At 36.5% G+C, this 20,442-nt stretch carries 12 protein-coding genes; 5 read left to right on the top strand and 7 right to left on the bottom strand.

Annotated elements, in window-relative coordinates:
* Positions 1-153 precede the first annotated feature (153 nt).
* Positions 154-1,461, top strand: coding sequence for a DUF4270 family protein (locus ACH3PA_RS15155; RefSeq protein ID WP_416441831.1), 1,308 nt, complete (start codon positions 154-156; stop codon positions 1,459-1,461).
* On the top strand, positions 1,454-2,683 hold the full coding sequence (locus tag ACH3PA_RS15150) for a hypothetical protein (protein ID WP_416441830.1): 1,230 nt from the start codon (positions 1,454-1,456) through the stop codon (positions 2,681-2,683). Before ACH3PA_RS15155 ends, ACH3PA_RS15150 begins: the two co-directional genes overlap by 8 nt.
* Positions 2,684-2,735: 52 nt before the next feature.
* Here ACH3PA_RS15150 and ACH3PA_RS15145 read toward each other — a convergent pair whose 3' ends face one another.
* Positions 2,736-5,201, bottom strand: a complete 2,466-nt coding sequence (locus tag ACH3PA_RS15145; protein WP_416448266.1) for a zinc-dependent metalloprotease — start codon at positions 5,199-5,201, stop codon at positions 2,736-2,738.
* A gap of 142 nt (positions 5,202-5,343) precedes the next feature.
* On the opposite strand from ACH3PA_RS15145, the gene ACH3PA_RS15140 reads away from it, so the two are divergent.
* Positions 5,344-5,886, top strand: a complete 543-nt coding sequence (locus ACH3PA_RS15140) for a hypothetical protein (RefSeq protein WP_416441826.1) — start codon at positions 5,344-5,346, stop codon at positions 5,884-5,886.
* A 35-nt stretch (positions 5,887-5,921) separates the two neighbouring features.
* Here the strand turns inward: ACH3PA_RS15140 and ACH3PA_RS15135 are convergent, their stop codons facing one another.
* The 4 genes from ACH3PA_RS15135 to ACH3PA_RS15120 form a co-directional block, all read right to left on the bottom strand.
* Positions 5,922-6,884: an aldo/keto reductase gene (locus tag ACH3PA_RS15135; RefSeq protein ID WP_416441824.1), complete on the bottom strand. Its 963-nt coding sequence runs from the start codon at positions 6,882-6,884 to the stop codon at positions 5,922-5,924.
* A gap of 356 nt (positions 6,885-7,240) precedes the next feature.
* Positions 7,241-7,708 carry a universal stress protein gene (locus ACH3PA_RS15130; RefSeq protein ID WP_416441822.1) on the bottom strand — a complete coding sequence of 156 codons (468 nt, stop codon included), beginning with the start codon at positions 7,706-7,708 and terminating at the stop codon, positions 7,241-7,243.
* Positions 7,709-8,137: 429 nt separating this feature from the next.
* Positions 8,138-10,411, bottom strand: coding sequence for a BamA/TamA family outer membrane protein (locus ACH3PA_RS15125; protein ID WP_416441820.1), 2,274 nt, complete (start codon positions 10,409-10,411; stop codon positions 8,138-8,140).
* On the bottom strand, positions 10,401-15,377 hold the full coding sequence (locus ACH3PA_RS15120; RefSeq protein ID WP_416441818.1) for a translocation/assembly module TamB domain-containing protein: 4,977 nt from the start codon (positions 15,375-15,377) through the stop codon (positions 10,401-10,403). Before ACH3PA_RS15120 ends, ACH3PA_RS15125 begins: the two co-directional genes overlap by 11 nt.
* Before the next feature lie 221 nt (positions 15,378-15,598).
* Between ACH3PA_RS15120 and ACH3PA_RS15115 the strand changes: the two genes are divergently transcribed.
* Positions 15,599-15,877 carry a hypothetical protein gene (locus ACH3PA_RS15115; RefSeq protein ID WP_416441816.1) on the top strand — a complete coding sequence of 93 codons (279 nt, stop codon included), beginning with the start codon at positions 15,599-15,601 and terminating at the stop codon, positions 15,875-15,877.
* A gap of 51 nt (positions 15,878-15,928) precedes the next feature.
* Here ACH3PA_RS15115 and ACH3PA_RS15110 read toward each other — a convergent pair whose 3' ends face one another.
* Positions 15,929-16,651, bottom strand: coding sequence for a hypothetical protein (locus ACH3PA_RS15110; protein ID WP_416448265.1), 723 nt, complete (start codon positions 16,649-16,651; stop codon positions 15,929-15,931).
* 199 nt (positions 16,652-16,850) lie between these two features.
* Between ACH3PA_RS15110 and ACH3PA_RS15105 the strand changes: the two genes are divergently transcribed.
* Positions 16,851-18,143: a carboxypeptidase-like regulatory domain-containing protein gene (locus tag ACH3PA_RS15105; protein ID WP_416441812.1), complete on the top strand. Its 1,293-nt coding sequence runs from the start codon at positions 16,851-16,853 to the stop codon at positions 18,141-18,143.
* Between the two features lie 12 nt (positions 18,144-18,155).
* On the opposite strand, the gene ACH3PA_RS15100 is transcribed toward ACH3PA_RS15105, so the two are convergent.
* Positions 18,156-20,417, bottom strand: a complete 2,262-nt coding sequence (locus tag ACH3PA_RS15100; protein ID WP_416441810.1) for a response regulator — start codon at positions 20,415-20,417, stop codon at positions 18,156-18,158.
* Between the last annotated feature and the right edge of the window lie 25 nt (positions 20,418-20,442).

Below are 20,442 nucleotides of genomic sequence, written 5' to 3'. Positions count from 1 at the left end.
AGTCTATACCAGCAGGCTTTTTTAGCAGACTAAACATAGGTCTACCCATTGGTAGACTAAAAATCGCGGTTTAGCTAGTAAAAATCGGCTTTGGTATAACACATTTTAGCAGGACATCTTCAGCCGATAGCTTCGCTGAAATTCTGATATACTATGAAAAAATATCCGGTGGTGGTAGCACTACTTTCTTTCTTCCTATTTATACTGCTAATCGCTTGTAGTAAAGATGATGCAAGCTTTCCTGTAGGCGAAAGTTGGGTCTCTAGCGATACAAAAGTTTACTTTATAGATACTGTGACCGTAGAATCTTCAACTTTCAAATTTGATTCTATAAGTGTGAGTGGCGCAGATCGATACTTAATAGGTGCTTACACAGACAGTGTTTTTGGTCTAACCAAAAGTAAATTATTTGCACAGCTGTCTAATACTACCTATTCTATAGATGATGATGCGCAGTTTGACTCTATTGCCCTAATTCTTAATTACGACAATTACTATTACAGCGACACAACAAAACTGCAAACCTTTACCGTTCACAAAGTTCTACAAAACATAAAACCGGAAGAGGAATCATTTTACAACACATCAAGCTATAGAAGTGATCCCGCTTCAATTGGTTCTATTACGTTTAAACCAAAACCAATACGAGAAGATTCTATTCATCTTTTGCTCAATAATGATTTTGGGAAAACACTTTTTGACAATTTGCAAAATGATGTGATCAATAATTCTGACGAATTCCTTTCTGCTTATAAAGGGTTACTTATTGATCCTGATGATAACAATACAGTAGTGCTGGGTTTTGCGACGAGTAGTTTCTTACGAATTTACTACACACTAGAAAACGAGACTGAAGATGATGAGGAAACTCTGGATATTTCTTTTAGCGCCACTAATACATTTAATAATATATCGAGCGAGCAGGCAGATACTTATTTTGAAAACCTTGCAGAGCAGCAAGATCTTATTAGTAGTAAACTCACTAATAACAGCAGTTTTATTCAAGCCGGTACTGGTATTGCCACACGAATAAGCATCCCATTTATTGAACGTATCAATGATATCAATGGGCAGGGAACAATTCTGGATGCAAATTTAAAGATTAGCTTAAAAGGAAATTCAGATATGTATAATCTCTTTACGCGAGATTCACTGCAGCTTTATATTATCGATCAAAAAAATCAAGTTCTTGGTCAGTTATACGATTATTCAGGCGCTAATGCAGAGGGTTTGCTAACGCAGAAAAACGAGGAATTTAAAACGATAAATTATACGATTCCTGTACAATTATTTCTCGACCAGAAACTCTCTCAATTTAATGGCGAGAATTGGTATCTCGCACTGTACTCGAGCAATTACAACACCTCTGTAGATCGTTACATTCTTAACGGTGAAGCTGCTAAAGAAGATTTACGCTTAAAATTAGAATTAACCTATGCCGTTTATAATGAAGATGAATAAATTAACCGCGATAACGGTTATACTCGTGCTTTTTTCAATCACAGTAATAGCGCAGACAAACACACAGTCTAATTCACCTTATTCTTCTTATGGGCTGGGTCTTACTAATAACTTAAGTACAGGTAAAACCAATGCTTTAGGCAATGCGGGTATTGCAATACCATCTGCTACAGCCATCAACAATCTCAATCCTGCATCAATGGCCGGGGTACCGCTTAAAAATTTTATGTATGATTTTGGTTTTAAGGCGCAGTCTGCCTTACTTTCAGAAGGAGCGGGCAGTGAAACTAAATTTAACGCTACGTTTTCTAATTTGGCTTTTGCTTTTCCGCTTTCGCCAAAATCGGGATTGGGTGTTACGCTTATGCCTTATACAAATGTGGGCTATACTATTGATGGGATAATTTCAGATATTGAGGGTTCACAGGATACTTTTCTTACTAATATTGAAGGTTCCGGCGGTCTCAATACACTTGATCTTAATTACGGTTATTCTATCTTACCTAACTTTCGCGTAGGCGTAAAGGGTTCTTATCTTTTTGGAAAAATAGAGCAAACAGAAACTAACATTTTTGTCAATAACCAACTCACAATTCATGATTATAACAGATATAATGGGCTGCAATTAGGCGGTGGACTGCAATATGATTTTAGCGAAAAATTCTCATTAGGATCAGTAGTAAATTTACCTACCAGCCTCAACGGAAATAAACACAGTATTGTTTATCAATTATATGATGATGAAATCGTTACTGATGAAGATCTGGCTGATTTTAAACTTCCGTTGGAATTGGGTTTCGGTTTTAAGGGTAAAATAGCCGATAATTATACCTTTTATGCCGATTATCGCAAGAACTTCTGGGATGCCACAAACCAATCTGATAAGCTGGGCACTTACACAGATCAGGATATTTATGGTTTAGGTGTTGAATTCTTACCTAACGGAAACCCTTTAAGTTACTGGAATGCTGTGCAATATCGTGCGGGATTTAATTATGATACAGGAAACCTGACCATCAATAACGAGAAGGTAAATAATTACGTTCTAAGCGTGGGAATGGGTTTGCCGCTTAATAAGCGAAACAATTCTACTCTAAACCTTATGTATTCGTATGGCCAAAAGGGACAGATAAACAATGGGTTGATAAAAGAGAATTATCATTTAATCACGCTTAATCTCAGCTTAAACGGATTGTGGTTTATAAAATCAAAATTCAATTAAAAAGAAAACCCCGAAGAGTGATCTTCGGGGTTTTGAGTATAACATTATAAATCTATGCTCTTGGATCTAAAATAAGATCAATACGCTCTTTAAGATCCTGTAAATGATAACGACTCATCGTATCTGAAGTTCTGCCTAAAGCTGAATTGATAGAGCGTTTTAAAGTGTTCAATTCTGCGCGGGCAATTGCTCTAATATCAGACTGGCTTACTTCTACGTCTGTTGCATTATAGCGTCCCTCCTGCTCTTTGGTCATTAAATATGCTAACCTGTCAACATACGCGCGTTGCAGGTTTCTGCGATACGTGTCTATTTTAGACCCACGATCTAGTTCACTAAAGATGCCTTTACGTAAATCATCCATCATTTCAGAAAGGGAGTAAGATGAACTTCCATTTAAGGCTTCATTTTCTATCATACGTCCCATTCTTCCAAAATCTAGCACATTGTTCAACGTTCTTACCTGTGTGCTTCTAATGCGCTCTACATTACCATCATGCTCAATCTTGTTTAAGATATTACTGTCTATCATCCATTCTGGAGTGGTGAACAATTCATCCTGTAAGAATTTCATGCTTTCCTTCTGGCGTTTTTCAGGCACCGGAGTATACACAGCACCTTCCTGATCATAGGTTTTGTTATATTCATAAACGCCGCCAATGTTATTAGAAACGTGACCCATATAACGGTTGTATTGACTTAAAACCTGACCGTATAAAGTACCCAGATCTTCATAATCTTTACCATCTTCTTTGGTCCATTCTATAAGATTAGGCACAATGCGTTTTAAGTTTGCAATACCATATGTGCTTGCTTTTACAGCATCATCGCCCAGATCTTCAGTTTGTGAGCTGGGGTCTACCACTTCGCGTTGCTGGCTTCCAAAACGGTACATTGGGTCACCTGCATGTTCTAAAATCCAGGAATCTAAAACAGATTTTTCTTCTTTCCCTTTTTTATCGAGAATAGGCTTGTAACCCCACTTGATGGCATATTTATCATAAACGCCAATGTTAGGCATAAGCGCTACATCTTTATCTCCCGGTTGCGCCACATAATTAAAACGGGCATAATCCATAATAGAAGGTGCGGTACCATATTTTTTAGTAAAACTCGCCGATCGTAACGAGTCTACGGGATATGCAACACTGCTACCCATGTTATGCGGTAAACCTAAGGTGTGCCCCACTTCATGAGAAGAAACAAAACGAATCAACCTACCCATGATCTCGTTTTTAAAAGCCACACCGCGAGCATCTTCATTAATTGCTGCTGTTTGCACGAAATACCAATTGCGAAGTAAGGTCATCACATTGTGATACCAGTTAATATCTGATTCTAATATCTCACCACTACGAGGATCTGAAACGTGAGGACCGTTAGCATTAGGGATAGGTGAAGCTAAATAACGCACTACAGAATATCGCACATCTTCAGGAGACCAATCTGGGTCTTCTTCTACAGTTGGAGCATCTTTTGCAATAATGGCATTTTTAAATCCTGCTGCTTCAAAAGCTACCTGCCAGTCTTCAATACCTTGTTTTATATAAGGTCTCCACTGCTCTGGCGTTGCACGATCAATGTAATAAACAATTTGTTTTTTAGGCTCAACGAGTTCGCCGCTTTTATACTTCTCAATATCCTCATCTTTCACCTCAAGTCTCCAGCGATCAAGGTAACGTATGGTTTTGCTTTCTTGCGCATCAAGACCGTAATCTGTCTGCCCGCGAGCAAACCAGCCCACGCGTTGATCAAAATATCTGCGTTCCATAGGCTCCTTTGGTAAAAGAACCATAGAATTATTCATTTCTACAGTAATAGACCCCAGACTTTCATTACTGGGAGCATTCTTGGCATTATAAGTTTTTACATGCCTCGCTTCAATATTTAGCGGGTAACTTTTCAGGGTTTCAATGTAGCTACGATCTTTATCTACATTAGAAACTTTATATTCTTCTCTGTAACGATTGGGTATACCCAAAGGCATAACATCATCTTCATACAGGCCATTAACTTCTATAACAGTACTTGTAGAATCTTTACCTACAGCTTTAATGTCAAAAGCGTATAAAACTGGTTCAAAATTTGAGTTTACAACGGCCTCGTGTATAGGCAGAGAATCTGCAGCAAAGATCTGATGAGAAACTACGCGTAAAAGAACTTTTTTAGGACGCTTCTCCCAGCGCAGTACCTGAGTGTTTGTTTTACCGCCACCAAAACCGATATCTGTAGCAGTTTTCGCGATACGCGTAACCATTAACATCTCTCTATTAAAGAGACTGTCTGGTATTTCATAAAAGAAATTGTCATCTACTTTATGCACGGTAAAAAGCCCGGCATCAGAAACGGCATCTTTTGTAATTACTTTACTGTACGGTTTAATTCCGTTTTTAGGAGAATCTTTAGTTTCGCTTTTAGCGGTTTCATTCTTTGATTTTTTCGAGACCTGCGAGCTTCCACAGGACATAATGAAAAGGGATGTGCCTATAAGGGTGAGGCGGAGTAATTTTAATTTCATAAAGTTTATTGTTCAAGCAAGGAATTTACAGTACACTTTGCTAATACTTTGTTAATATATTCTTAACAGTTTCTGTTAAAGTTTTGAAGATGATTTAAGCTGAAGTAATTTAGTGTTTCAACTAACCTACAACCTATTTACTATGTTTAGCATGACAAAATATGACAGAAGGGCTTTAACTGGTGGAATTATAGCAACCGTGATAACTGGTGCAGGTGCTTTCTTACTAGGAAATATAAGTGGATACGAAGCAAAAGATCTTATAAAATCCTCCCTGCCAGGTATAGATACTTTGTGCAATACAATTGTGCTTGCTTCTGCAACCATTCTAGCTTTACTGCTTACCCTTTTAAGTTTAAGTTCATCTATAGAATCTAAACTTAAAGATATTCACTACATGCAGGTTCTTAGAATTGCGAAAATTGATACCGCTGTTTTTGTAGTTTCTCTTATCACTTTTCAGGTATTTAATATCCCCATTACAGAATCTGATCAGGTTCCTAATACCTGGTTTACTTACATCTATTACGTCACACTGGGTTTATCTTCTTTGTTAAGCGGCGGGCTTATTGGTGTAGTGCTTATGCTATACAACACCGTAGAAAATATTATTAAAATAGTAGGTTTAAAAATAGAAGATCACCCTCTTTTGTACACCGAAGAAGATGAAGACAAAAAAGAGTGATCTCTAAAATTTTACTTTGAAATAAAGCAGGACGGCTAGTTTACAGCTTCAGATTTTAAACTGGCTTTATTTAATTCTGATATTTCTGCTGATGAAAGTTCAACTTGAAGAGCTTCGTCAAACGATTTTAATTGGTTTATTTTACTCGCACTAGCAATAGGCGAGGTTATACCCGGTTGTTGCATTGCCCAGGCAATCGCCACACCTGCCTGCGATATTTGATGCTCCTGAGCTACTTTTTCAAGTGTTTTGAGCACTTTTTTACCCCTTTCATTAAAGAATTTAGAAACAAATCCCTGTCTAGCACTTCCTTCAGCATCATCTTTCTCGCTGTATTTACCGGTTAAGAATCCGCTGGCAAGCGTGAAATAATTAGTCACACTAATATTTTTTTCGATACAAAAATCTTTGTAGCCGTGTTCAAAACCTTCTCTGCTCATCAAATTATATTCAGGCTGGTAGACCTCATATCTGGGCAGATCATGCTTTTCTGAATATTCTATCGATTCCTGTAATCTGGCTAGCGGAAAGTTAGATGCTCCTATATAACGCACCTTACCTTCATTAATTAATTGATTATAGGTTGCAAGCGTTTTTGGTATAGAACCATCATCATCTTTATGACTAAAATAAATATCTATGTAATCTGTATTAAGACGTTTTAAACTTTTATCTGCCTGATCAAGAATATGCTCAGGCGAAAGATCTATTGAGCCCTGCCCTACATCCATACCAACTTTTGTTGCAATAATCATTTTATCGCGATTACCGCGTTCTTTCATCCACTCTCCTATAATGGTTTCACTCTCACCGCCTGAGTTGCCTTCTGCCCAGCGTGAATAAACATTAGCCGTATCTATAAAATTCAAGCCTCTTTCCAGAAGAGCATCCAGAAGTTTAAATGAAGTTTTCTTATCTGCTGTCCAGCCAAAAACATTCCCGCCGAATGTTATAGGTGGTACCTGTAAATCTGTTTTTCCTAATTGTCTCTTTTCCATAATGCTTATTTTGATAATAAAATTACAATAGAAAAGAACAAAAAGTTCATTACCTTACCTAAAGTAATGTTAATCAATATGGCTGTTTTAGCCCATTAATTATATATTGAACCATACTAACTAACCAATAAATATGAAAAATTTATTTAGAGCCCTTCTTGCTGGCTACGGAGCAAAAAAAATAGGTGGCGGTCGCTGCGGTTGCATTGGTACCATTGTGGTATTTGTAATTCTATACTGGCTTCTAGGATACGTTTTTAAGATATTTTAAGCCGATTTTTACTCAAAATAAGCGGTTTTTTTGAATATAGATTTCCTATAAACAAAATTCACATTACTTATTTGTAGGTTAAAATTTAGGCTGGCTTAGTGACCTGTGTAGGCACAAGATGAACAGGAATTTTAGTATGTTCTATAACTCTGCTGGCTACGGTGCCCATCAATAATTTTTCTAAGGTGCCGTGGCTGTGAGTTCCCATTACAAGAATTGTAGCGCCCCACTCTTCTGCGTATTTTAAGATCGCATCTGCAGTTTCGCCTTCGGCTATATGTGTTTGTACAGTCTCATCATTAAAATGCATGGCGGCCGTAGTTAAATAATTCTCTGCAACGCCACGCAGCTCCCCATAAATATTAGGATTAAAAGGAACCTCATAACCATCAAAACCCATAAAGGAAGGATATTGCATACCATAATAACTTACATCTGCCACTACATGAACGAGACAAATTTGTGCTCCCAGCGTTTTTGCAAGTTGGTATCCTTTTTCAGCAACAGCCTCAGAAGCCGGATTATAATCTATAGCGATAAGAACTTTTTCCATGATTGATTATTTGGTTGGTTGTATTGAGATCAAACTACTATAAAGTTAACTAAATGTGCTTGATTTTCATACTCGATTGAAATACTATTTAGCGTAAATAAATGAAAAGAAAAATCGGGTAGAAACCAGTGAATATCTCCCTTAAACAGCAAAAAATCCGACTAAAAAGCCGGATTTTTATATTTTTTTGATTGTCAATAATTAAAGGTAAAAGGCCTGTTTGCCACTCTTAAAACAATGAAGCCGGTTTGAAAGCCTATTGTTCTATTGGTTATTAGAATAATAGCATGATTAAAAGTTTAAGTTAGGTTCATAGCGAAAGTAGATCAAGACTTTTCAGTTTCCTAAAACTTTTGCATACTTTAACTTACACAGTATTAATTTGTTAAAAACTTTAGTAATATAAATCTTATTAAAATTTGAATGATCTTAAAAGGGATAGCCTATGGCGAAATTAAGTACCGGGTTTTGCACGTCAAAATTCCATTGTGACCCTTTTGAGAGCGCGGGGTCATGAAGAGGGGCCGCAAGATCAAGACGAATAACAAAACTTTGAATATCTACACGCAAACCAAAGCCTGCACCAATACCCAACTGATTTATAAAGTCTGAAGTAAATTTGCCGCCTTCCAGACCTCCCTCTTTAGTATTCCAGATGTTACCCGCGTCTGCAAATACAGCACCTTTAAGCACATTTATTAACGGGAAACGGTACTCGATATTCGCCTCAAGTCTTAGATTACCCGTTTGATCAAAATAAGCCGAATTATCATCTTCACCACCCTCATATGTTCCTGGTCCCAATGATCTTATTTTAAATGCGCGCACACTATACGGCCCACCGGAATAATACAATTTTGTATAAGGTAAAATATCAGAATTCCCGTAAGGAATCCCAATACCTGCAAAAAGTCTGGTAGCTATAACCTGATCTCCTCCTAAATTAAGATGATATCTAAAATCTGCATCTGCTTTTACATATTGTGCATATTCAAGACCTAAAAATGTTTGAGGATTTTCTGCACCATGACCACTTATTAAGTCTATGCTGTTTCCTGCGGTGTCAAAAGTTGCATTTAAAAAGAATTGATGTCTCGCAGTTGCATCTACCATACCGTTGTATGTAAATGAATAGGTGAGACCTGAAATAAACTGCTGATCAAAACTGCTTTGCAAAAATGGATTATCTGCCAGGATTTGATCAAACTCTTCAGTCGTATTGCTCAGTTTTACATAGTTTAAAGAAATAGGATTGATCTCATGTGTAATGTATCGGTTTGCCTGCCAGGTATAGCCAAAAGAAGCTGTGACTGAACCTAAACTGAATAACTGACTTCTATTAAGATAATCAACACCCAGACTTATTTTTGTTTTTGGAATGCTGTATTTAAAGAAATCGCTGTTTATATGCACGGGAAATAACATACGGGGATAAATGAGATCACCTTTCAATCCTAATTGTATGCTACTTAAACCAGATTGATTACCGCCGGCAAGTTGCACCTCGTAACCAAAATTAGCTGACACATTGAGCACTTCTCCTCCTTTAAATAAATTGCGGTTAGTAAATGTGAGAGCAAGACTGGGTCCTGCGAAATTATTAGATTTTGTTACTGCCTGTAATTCTGCTCTTAAAGCTCTTTTAGTTAATGGCGAAAGAAAAATATTGGCCTCAAGTAAACCTAAGCTATCTGTATTTGTAGAATCGATCTCATCGTATCTAATATTCACAAATTTATAAGCACCTATAGAACCTAGTCTTCTGCTTGTGTTTCTAGAAATATCGGGATCGTAAAGTTGTCCTTTTTCTATCTGAACAAAAGGATCAAGTCTGTCTGGTCTAAAAAATTCTTCTTTTTGAATAAAATTTTTATCTGCCAGCTTAACGGTGTCTTGTCGTACAGAATCCTGACCTATCGTATAATTGGGAAATATATTGACCCTGCCAATTTTATAAGGAACTGTAGATTTTTTCGGTACATCTTTTTTTAATCTTAAAAAGAGATCATACCTTCTGTTATCGTATTGGTTTGTATCTGCTTCAAACAGTAAAAGACCTGCGTCAAAATTGTAATATCCTTTTTTCTTCAGATCAGTATCAATGCGTTGTCTTTCAACCTTCATAGCGGTAAGATCAAATCGCATATCTTTTTTCATTACAGATTCAGACAGATCTTGCTTAATATCTTTATATATCTTGAGTGAATCATTATCTAGCTGATAGGTTTGCATGAGATAGGGCTGCAACAGTCGTACGTTATAATCTACATTCGCTTCTTTAGAAATAGTATCTTCTTCTACCGAGGAGGTGACATTACTGTAGAAAAAACCTCTGTTCTCAAGACGATTCAGCAGGATTTGTTCCATTTCGTAAGTATCAACATCAGAAAGATAAACGGGTTCCTCACCCATTTTTTTATTTAAAAACTTATTGATGAATCCTGGTTTTTCTCTTTGCGCTTTATAATGAAAATAAAGCCCGGGGTGCATACCCAGAAACTTCTTGTTAGAATCAGGTCTTAAAGTAGCTTCTAATTCGCTTTTAAGCAATGCCTCATTATCTACCACAGTATCTGAAACCATATTAATAGAAGCACCTTCATACAGCAGTTCATCATCAGGAACAAATCGTTCTACACTACAGGACTGCAGGACAGTGAAAACTATAAGCGTTGTAAAAAATAAACTGGTTCTATTCTTCATTGGTTGCTTCTTCTTCTTCTTTCAAAATTGCGTTCCAGAGCTCATTAAATTTGTTGAACTCACGGGTAAATATTAAAGCGATACCACTAACGATCAACTGGCCATCGATCACATTCTCATATTCATTACGTCTAAAACCCTGAAGTCTAAAACGGCCGTCTTCGGTAAGTAAATATTCCAGACTTACATTGCCAATAACGGGAGTACTCTGTGAATTATCTGGCGCACTTCCCTGTATATCTACTTCGCTGCCTACACGCACGATTAAACGATCATTAAGCAGCTTTTTCTGAGCGGCAATATCAAGCGTTGTACGGTCTTGTGGAGCATCACCCTGATAATCTGTAAAACTGTTAAGTCCGAAATCAAGTTCAAGACCGGTATCTTTTAATAATTTATCTGAAGCGACATTTAGTTGATCTGATAAAGCCTGGTTTAGGTTATCACGCGCAATTGTTGCTGCACCGCCACTACTCCCGTCGCTACCAGATTCTGGGAAGAAACGATTAAGCACTAATAATGAAAAGACTTGTTTGTTCAGTTCATTTTCCTGTTGGTTTAATTGCTGCACTCTACCATAAACCTGGCCGCCTATAGCACCACGATCATCACGTGGCATATCAAGATTAAAATTGATCTTAGGCTGCATCATTTCGCCATCAATATTCAGATAAACTAAGAAAGGTAACACCTGTTTGTAGCGATTACGTGTAGAAATATCAGAACCAGAAGTCTGCGCCGCCATAAGCGCAGAAGCCGAAGTCTCAACATTGTAATACGCTTTCACATTAAGATCTGCGTCAAAAATATCACCCGACCAGGAAACGCTGCTACCATCTGCAATTTCAAAACGTCTTTTTACAAGATTGTACAAACTCATCTCATAATGGCCGTCACTAATGTCATACCTTCCGGTTAGTGTGGTCCTGCCGTTAGGGTACATATTAAAATTAAGATCACCTTCACCTTTCACCTGAAAGTTATCTCCCGTTTCTTCATCTATAATAATGTTGAAAACGGCATCCTCATCTACAGAAAGTAAAGCATCTATCTGAAAACCGGAAACCGTATATGATTTCTCCTGAGTTTGGGTAAGTATAGCATCAGGGTTTTCTTTATTGACAAAAATCACAACACCGTCTCTTGCTTCTACCTGAACTTCTGAGGCCGGAACCACGTAAGTGACATTTGTACTAGACCCTACATCAAGTTTAAGATTTACCTTAGGCAAATTAAGATCACCGGTAATAGCCGCATCTACATCAAAAGAAGCTTTACCGTAAAAAAGATCATTATCTTCTGCTGTTGAATTTAGAAGTTGAAAATTATCTGCCTTTAAATTAAGATCAAAAGAAGGGTTTAGAAAGCTTTCAGTAAGTATATCTCCATTTACGGTAAATGCATTTTGTGTAGAATCCTGAACCGTAAAATTATCAAAGTAAATACCCTCATTATTTAATGTTACTGTTTCATCTGGAAGCAAGAATGGCTCATTGAGCATCGCAATTTTAAAACCAGCTTTATTAAAATGTAATTCGCCATCATATTGTGGGTCTGCAGTTGTGCCAGTCACTTTAATAGAACCTGATAAATTACCAGATCCATTAGTCACTTCTCCATATGAGAAACCTTCTGCCGCGCTCATACTTATCTTATTTATATCTAAAGAAAGGTCAAGCAGCGCAGCTGTAGTATTAGCTTTGTAATTTCCGGTCAGGTCAAGGTCTACTTCGCCACCTTTTATCGCCATATTAAAATCATAATTTTCATTACCTAATGATTCGGCATTAAGATTTAAAGTGCCCATATCTACGCTCATCATATTCAAATCATTGATGTTTAAATCGGCCAGCATTCCCGGACTATTAAATGGATCTTCAACAATAAAACTTCCGTTAAGATTACCAGTGGCGAGTTTCTTTTCCGGGTTTAGATAACTAAGAAGGGTTGCGAGATTAAAATTTGAGAAATTGAGACCAATATGTTCGGCTTCAACATTAGGCATATTATTAGTTACTTCAAAAGACTGGTTTTCTCTCTGAATTTTAAAATCGCGGAAAACAATAGAATTATCGGCTATTTCGACCCGATTATTGGCTGCAGCCTGCCATTTATTTCGGTTTAAAATAAGTGAATCTGGTACTATATGAAATCGTAAAGTATCATTACTCTTTGTGAATTGAGATTGCATTTGTACAATTTTCTTGCCCTCGTAAGTAGAAAGAAAATCAAGAAATAAAGTCTTATCTGCAACGTTACCATTAATTATGGTTTTCTTGATAGCAACAGGCCCGGCATCAAGCTCATTAAGGCCAAAATCAAAATTCATATGATCTGCATTAGAATCAAAATTTAAGGCCAGACTGTCTATAGTATACCCGTTGTAGTTTACATATGGCAGATCAATATTTGCTGTTAATTCACGCTTTTTTTCACTAAAATCAACTGCAATATTTACAGTGTCAAGTTCTCTTAAGTTAGCTACCAGAACCTCATTAAGAATAGGTGTTTGATTAATCGTCCCGCGTACTCTCACTTCTACCGGTCTGGTCAACGTATCTGTACGTGACTCATTAGATAAGTATGTTTTGATATGGTTTTGTATTGCTGTAGTGAAAGCTGCCGGACTAGCGTTTGATTCTAAATTAAGATCAATAATTCTGTTATTTATATTTATTGAAGTAGTATCTGGATTAACGTGTGCATCAATATCAACATCACCTAAAAGATAAGCCTGATTATCATAAACCGCTACACCTTCTGTAATCGACGAGTTAACGTCATATGAATCTGCATTCCCTTTAAAATCTGCTTTTAGTTTTAAGGCCGCTTTTACATTTCGCGAAGCTAGACCTAACGCCTGCAAATCTGCCCCTATCACGTCAAGATTCACATTTGCTTCAGGAGCTACAGAATCTAATACAACAGCTGCATTCAAATTCATATTTAGATTGTCATCCTTATATTTTGAATTAAGATTACCCTTGCCGTTATTGATATCACCAGAAAGATTGAGATCATTAATTACATAGCCGTTATATGTAAATTTTTGTACCGTAGCATCAATCTGAGCATCCAGATTATTAATCGTGTTTCCTGAACCTTGAGTTGTTATTGTCAGGTTTAAATCACCTAACTGATCATTCTGTAATAAATTACCAATCTCAATATTAGAGGCCTCGACTTCGGCATTAAAGGCGATAGCATCACCAAAATCAAAATTACCATCAAGATGCACATTACCCATACTTGTGTTGAGATCTGCTAATGCATCTGCAGATTGCGTACCTCCTTTTACATTTGCACTTAAAGTGATCGTGTCAGGAAGTTTTAAACCCAGTTGTTGCTCATCAAGAACCTGAATTAGATCGCTTCTTCTGGTCGCTATTTTTACTTTCGGAAAATTATATGTGAGATTATCAGGGTCTGTCGCATTTTGAAGTGATCCTGTGGCAACGATAGAAGTATTTTGTCCCCAGTTAATATTAAGATTAGGAATCTGAATATCTGCTAATTTACCGGATGCTTTTAGCCGCCCAAAAACCGGATTTTTAGCCAATTTTACCAGATTTTCATTATTTTTTAAATCAGGTTGAAAGAGAAAAACGTCATTTATATCTACATCTATTTCCTGCAGATCAAGATCAAGAAATGCGTTTTCTGGCGTTTCTATAAATGAAGCAAGACTTAAGTATTTGAGATCAAGATCTCCTTTTAGCGTATTGCCGTTTACAGCAGCCATTAGATCACCCACATTAATTTCCTCATCGGTAGCGTTAACATCGAGAGCAAAATTGCGCACATTTATACCAGAAAATTCCTGAAAATTTAAAGCCTTTACGGTTAGTCCCGCATGTTTATCTTCTAAAATTACTGAGTCAATAGAAAGACTTAGATCATTGAGCTTAATTGCATTGGGATTCAATTTACCTTTTTGCGGTTGGGCACCATTTACATAATACTCAACATTATTATTAGCCAGTTCTATATTGTCTACAGCTACATGCATTGCCGGCCATGTAAAACCTTGAGATAAATTTTGAGGTTTTGGGCTGGAAATTACGGAATCTTTTACGGTTGTTTCGACTAAAAAATCAGAGTTATTTAGGCTGATTTTACCCAATTTATAGTCGGTTTTTGGCAGGTTTAGGTCGATTTTTGTAGCCAGAAATTCACCTATTTTAACTCTGCTATTAATGCCGCCGGGAATAGAATTATAATTGGCCGTTACATAAATGAGTTCAATATCGTCTATTGCTAGTTTAGGTAGCGCACTTTCTTCTGTACTTGTAGTATCGACCACAGACTTGAACTGATTAAAATCTACATGAGTGTCTGCCAGTTTAATTTCGCTTAAGCGAAAATCCATATTATCAAGATCTGTATGATCTACAGAAGCTTCAAATTGAGAAAGATCGAGATCAAGGTCTATACCGCCTACAGAATCGAGGTATTTTACTTTAAAATCTTCAAAATGAAAATCCCTAAGAGAGATATTCATGGCAGTTGCCGTAGTATCCTGAGCAGTGGTTGTGGAATCCTGCGTTACAAAAGCGTCTATTAAAAATTGATAGTTGAAGCCATTTACAGAGTCATTACGTATAATATTTGCTCGTAATCCCTGCCAGTCTACTTCATCAATCCCAATTCCGTTACCTGAAATAATAGGCCATAAAGGTATATCTGCTTCTAATGATCTTGAATAAACTAAGGTGTCCCCTTTTTTATCTTCCAGAAACAAACCGTCTAACTGTATGTCACCTGCAAAGGTTACAAACAACTTGTCGATCTCAACATTTGTATTGGTTTTGTTTTCAATATAAGAAACAGCCTTGTTGACAATAATATTTTGACCCCATGGCGATCGTACAAAAAGAATAATTAAAAGCAGTAGCAGGAGAATAACGCCAACCACCTTTGCTAATATGCGCAATATCTTTAAAACAATCTTTTTTTTCTTTTTCAAAATGCTTAAGCTAAACTTCTCAAATTTATTGAAACCTATTTACAGTTTTTAGCGAGATTACGTTTATTACAGCCATATTTTAATAAACTTCTGTTAAATCTAAACTGCAGTAACTGTGCTTAATGCGGAAATATTAAAACGATGTTATAATTCTATATAGTCCTGTTAAATTGTAATTAGAACTTTCATTATATCTGTAACTTTAAAATAAAACAACTATTATGGCAGATAAACAGAAAAATATAGACTACGATCCAGATTTGACGAAAGAAGATCTTGATATCTTAAAACAGAAAAACATTCATAAAGACGGTGGCGATGATCAACAATTGCGCGATCGAGAAAGAGAAGTAGATTTTGCAGGTTCAGATCTTGATGTTCCCGGAAGAGAGGCCGCTAAGAAAAATAAAGGCAACGGTCTCAATGATGAGGAAAATAAATTACACAGCCAGGGCGGTCCCGGTAAAGATTATCTGGATGAACAGGACGGTAAGCTTTAAGCAGGATTATAAAGAATGAAATAGGAGCCAAATTAACTTTTGGCTCTTTTTTTAGTCCTTAACGAAAGTTACAGTTGCTTTTACACCGGTAAGCATGTTCCACTCATTGTTGTAGATTGTATTTCCGTTCTCATCATAGACGATAAACTGCGCTGTATTAGGACCAGTGCTACCTTGATTTACAGCTAAAAATGTAATTTTATTAAAACCTTTATCTAAAGGTAGATTTACCCCATTATAAGACGCATCCAGATACATGCCGTTTCTTACGATCACATCATTGATCATAATTGTTATTCTATCGCCGTCAATAGCACCAAAATCTCTGCAAACCACACGTATCCCTTTAGCCTTACTCTTTATCTCACCGTAATTAATATCATTTTGCTGTGGCATATTCATAGCCGCTTCACGCTGCACCTGTCTTTCATTCATCTGCTGTGTATAGCGCGCACCGGCATCTGCAAATTCTTCTTTTGGTTTCATCATATAAAACGATGTTGCATTCTCACCTTCAAGCGGATCGTTTAATGTACTATTTAAAGGAAAATTAGATTTAGGTAATTCGGTTTTAAGACCTTCTATGCTTAGGTTTGAAGATTTAGGCTTCTCTATGTTATTAACCTGAGCAGTATCTTTTACAGCCGGGATTTTAAAGGAGCCCGATTTTTGATCTATTTGAGCAAAAGCAGAATAACCTCCTATAAAAAGAAAGACCACAAGCATACATATGCCTGCCGAATCAAACCCAAACTGATCAATCTTTTTCAACACTCTTTTTTATTTAATACGGTAAAATTATACAAATGTTGCAGATTCATTATTATTAATTTATTAATGTTTATAATCTACGCAGCCATAACAGACATTTACAGTTATCATGCCAGACAAATAGCTAAAGCGAAATAATTACGAAATCGATTGATATTTCGTATATTGTTATGAAAGAAAACACCTTTTAAAATCACCCGCTATGAAAAATACTAATCTAAAAAACAGACACTTAAAGTCCATTATAGTACTTTTCCTGATATTAACTTCAGGTATAATAAATGCACAGGATACCACAGACGATTTTATAGAATACAGAGGCCAGGTAATCGATAAAAATACAGAAGATGCCTTGCCTTTTGCAAATCTCACTGTTGAAGGGACAAACATTGCTTCAGTTACTAATTCTGAAGGTGAATTTTCGCTTAAAGTCCCAAAAGGGATGCCCAATGCAAAAGTGGAGGTTTCATTTTTAGGCTACCAAAAACTGTTAATCATTATTTCAGAGTTTAGAACTAATAACACAGTTATTGCCCTAGAACCTAGCGCAACAGAACTGGGTGAAATAAATGTGACACGACCTAAAAGTGCAGAGGCTTTAGTACGTGCTGTGTTTTTAAATAAAGGTGATAATTACATAGAAGATCAAACATATATGACCGCTTTTTACAGGGAAACTATTAAGCGAAGAAACAAAAATGTATCGTTAGCAGAAGCTGTAGTAAATATTCAGAAGAGGCCTTATACATCTGCTGCAAATGATCTCGTGGGATTGTATAAAGCACGTAAAAGCACAGATTACAGTAAGCTTGATACTATTGCTTTAAAATTGCAGGGAGGACCGCTAAATGCTCTTTACGTTGATTTAATTAAATACCCAGATTATTTTCTTACCCAGGACCTCCTGCCCTATTATGAGTTTTCTTTTGGTGAATCAACTATTATAAATGACGAACTGATCTATGTAGTAAATTTTAAACAGAAAGATCGCGTTTTAGATCCACTTTATTACGGTAAGCTTTATATAAACTCTAAAACTATGGCTCTTACTAATGCCCTCTACAACCTCAATGTTGAAAACAGGGATTTAGCCAGCTCTATGTTTGTACGTAAAAAACCGAACAATGTGAGGGTATATCCTGTAGAAGCATCATATCGCGTAGACTATAGAGAGAAAGATGGTAAATGGTATTACGGCTATAGCAATGTGCAACTAGAATTTGTAGTAAACTGGAAACGTAAATTATTTAATTCCCGTTATAGAATCAGCAGCGAAATGCTGGTTACAGATTGGGAAAAAGAAAGTGATATAGAAGTGCTTACGCGAAAAAATACGTACAAAGCATCTGCTATCCTTGTTGATGAAGCTTCCGGGTTTGCAGATCCTGATTTCTGGGGAGCTTATAACGTAATAGAGCCTGAAAAATCTATTGAATCTGCTATCAACAAAATACAGCGTAACTTAAAAAGAATTGAGCAACGCTCGCAACCTTAAATTTAATTTAGATTATAGCGTAAGAGATTTTCTTCTGGTAGAAAGATGAACGATTAAAATATTCAGGAATTCGTCCATGCTGTAAGGTTTTATGATGGCACCATTCATACCGCTTTCTTTTATCTCTTTTTCAATGTAATTACCATCTGCAGCGGTTAATGCGATAATTGGTATATCTGCGTCGATTTTTCGTATTTCTTTGGTGGTTTCAAAACCATTCATTCCAGGCATATTAATGTCCATCAAAATAAGGTCAAAATTGCCTCCTCTTACTTTCTCAAGCGCTTGTTCGCCATTTTCAGCCTGAGTTGTAACTACATTCTTAGTATCGAGAATTTTCTTAGTAACGATCCTGTTGATCTTATTGTCATCAACGATTAGAATAGAAGCATTAGACAATAAAAAGTTGTAGTGTGCACTGTCGAGATCATTTTGGCTAGAGCCAAATTCCATAACATCAAGAAGAGTCGCTTCTTTAAAATCGATTGCAAAACTAAATGTAGCTCCTTTTCCCAATTCACTTTTTATTGAAATTTGAGAATCCATTTTTTCAAGTAATTTCTTCACAATAGGTAATCCAAGTCCGGTACCTGTTTGTCCGCCTTGAGCTATATTCTCTATCTGGCTGAATTCGTCAAAGACCAGGCGCTGATCTTTAGGTGCAATACCAATCCCGTTATCTTCAATTTCAAACTTCAACCTGTATCTTCCTTTTGATATATTTTCGCTTCTTAAGCGTAACCAAATGTCTCCGTTTTGTGTAAATTTTACGGCATTGCTCAAAATGTTTAACAGAACCTGAGATATACGACGTGAATCACCTATTATGTAATGCGGAGTTTTACTGTCGTAATTAAAATGAATTTTACTCGATTTTACCAGATGGTATTGATCTAGGGATGATATTATCTCTTCTATTAAAAGCTTGATATTTAAAGGTCGCATATCAAGCTTAAAGTTTTTAGTCTCAAGCTTTGAAATATCGAGTAAGTCATTAATAATATCAAGCAAATGACCGGCGCTAAATTTTAAAGAACGCAAGTCTTCCTCGTGTGCTTTCTTAATCTGCGGACTATTTTCCAGAATGGAAACAATACCGGTAACACCGTATAGTGGCGTTCTCATCTCGTGACTTATGGTGGAGAAAAATTTAGTTTTAGCTTTTATGCTATTTTCCGCAGTTTCTTTAGCATCTTTAAGTTCCTGATTACTTCTTTTCAGGTTATAAATAAGGTTTTTCCGCAGTCGCGTACTTTTATATAAATACCCTAAAAAAATGATTAGCAGCACTAAAATAGCTGCTAACAGAACAGATTGTATTTGTTTGCGTTCAAGGTTTTGATCTGCAAGTTGCCTTTTTAATTCGGCTTCATTACGCTGTCTTTTAAACTCGGCAGCCTCAGAACGCGCCTTTGCAAGCTGAACGGTCTCTAATTCGTTTATATGATCAGTCTCTTTAAAGTAGTCCTGATATTGACTTTGCACTTCATACGCCTTTGAAAAATCGCCAGATTCTGCCAAAAAACTGGCATAACGCTGGTAAAACTCGATAGCCAGAAACCGTATTTTGTCTTTCTCTATAAGTTGATAAGCAGCATCGTAATAATCGGCAGTATTTTCAGGTTTACCTACGCCTCTGTAATAATCGCCCCAAAGTGTGGCCAGGTAAATTCTGGGGTCATCAAATGAAATATTCTCGGGGTCAAGACTATTTTCTGCTTCCTTAAGATACATAGGCATCTGGTGAAACTTGCCCTGATCTCTATATAATTCGGCTATATTTAGAGCAGCATCCAGAAAATTACCATCATTTAATTTTCGTGCAATATTCAGAGATTTTTTATAGAGCGTAAGAGCTTCATCTCTGGTGTCAGCATGAGAAGCAAGACCTGCAGCAAGATTATTATAAGCCCACACTAAAAGCGTATCATTTTGTGATCGCTCTGCATATTTCATTGCTTTGCGCGCATAATCAAGAGAATGCACGCTGTCTCTAACCTGAAAGTAATTTATACTTAAAAGATTATACCCGTGAAAGATAAATTTATTATTTTTTTCGTGTTCAGCTTTACTAATAAGATCAGAAGCTTTGTCTATAGCTACTGCATATTGCATCTGCTCTGTGGCAGAAAGAACTTGTTTGAGTATCTTTTCTAGTACAGGATCAGGATTCTCATTATCATGCGCAAAACTCTGTTGAGTAAAGGCGAATAAAATGAATATCAGTATACTGTAAAACCTAGGTAGGAATGAAGGGGCAAAATTCGAACTCATAGATGTAATACGTTATATTTCGATA

This window comes from Leeuwenhoekiella sp. A2, from assembly GCF_047946655.1.
Taxonomy (GTDB): Bacteria; Bacteroidota; Bacteroidia; order Flavobacteriales; family Flavobacteriaceae; genus Leeuwenhoekiella.
This window is presented reverse-complemented; position numbering and strand designations above follow the sequence as displayed.

Excerpts from the sequence above, each read along its gene's own strand:
- ACH3PA_RS15100 (WP_416441810.1), bottom strand. The coding sequence starts at position 20,417 with ATGAGTTCGAATTTTGCCCCTTCATTCCTACCTAGGTTTTACAGTATA.
- ACH3PA_RS15135 (WP_416441824.1), bottom strand. The coding sequence starts at position 6,884 with ATGGAAAAGAGACAATTAGGAAAAACAGATTTACAGGTACCACCTATA.
- ACH3PA_RS15145 (WP_416448266.1), bottom strand. The coding sequence starts at position 5,201 with ATGAAATTAAAATTACTCCGCCTCACCCTTATAGGCACATCCCTTTTC.
- ACH3PA_RS15125 (WP_416441820.1), bottom strand. The coding sequence starts at position 10,411 with ATGAAGAATAGAACCAGTTTATTTTTTACAACGCTTATAGTTTTCACT.
- ACH3PA_RS15105 (WP_416441812.1), top strand. The coding sequence starts at position 16,851 with ATGAAAAATACTAATCTAAAAAACAGACACTTAAAGTCCATTATAGTA.
- ACH3PA_RS15115 (WP_416441816.1), top strand. The coding sequence starts at position 15,599 with ATGGCAGATAAACAGAAAAATATAGACTACGATCCAGATTTGACGAAA.
- ACH3PA_RS15140 (WP_416441826.1), top strand. The coding sequence starts at position 5,344 with ATGTTTAGCATGACAAAATATGACAGAAGGGCTTTAACTGGTGGAATT.
- ACH3PA_RS15150 (WP_416441830.1), top strand. The coding sequence starts at position 1,454 with ATGAATAAATTAACCGCGATAACGGTTATACTCGTGCTTTTTTCAATC.
- ACH3PA_RS15130 (WP_416441822.1), bottom strand. The coding sequence starts at position 7,708 with ATGGAAAAAGTTCTTATCGCTATAGATTATAATCCGGCTTCTGAGGCT.
- ACH3PA_RS15155 (WP_416441831.1), top strand. The coding sequence starts at position 154 with ATGAAAAAATATCCGGTGGTGGTAGCACTACTTTCTTTCTTCCTATTT.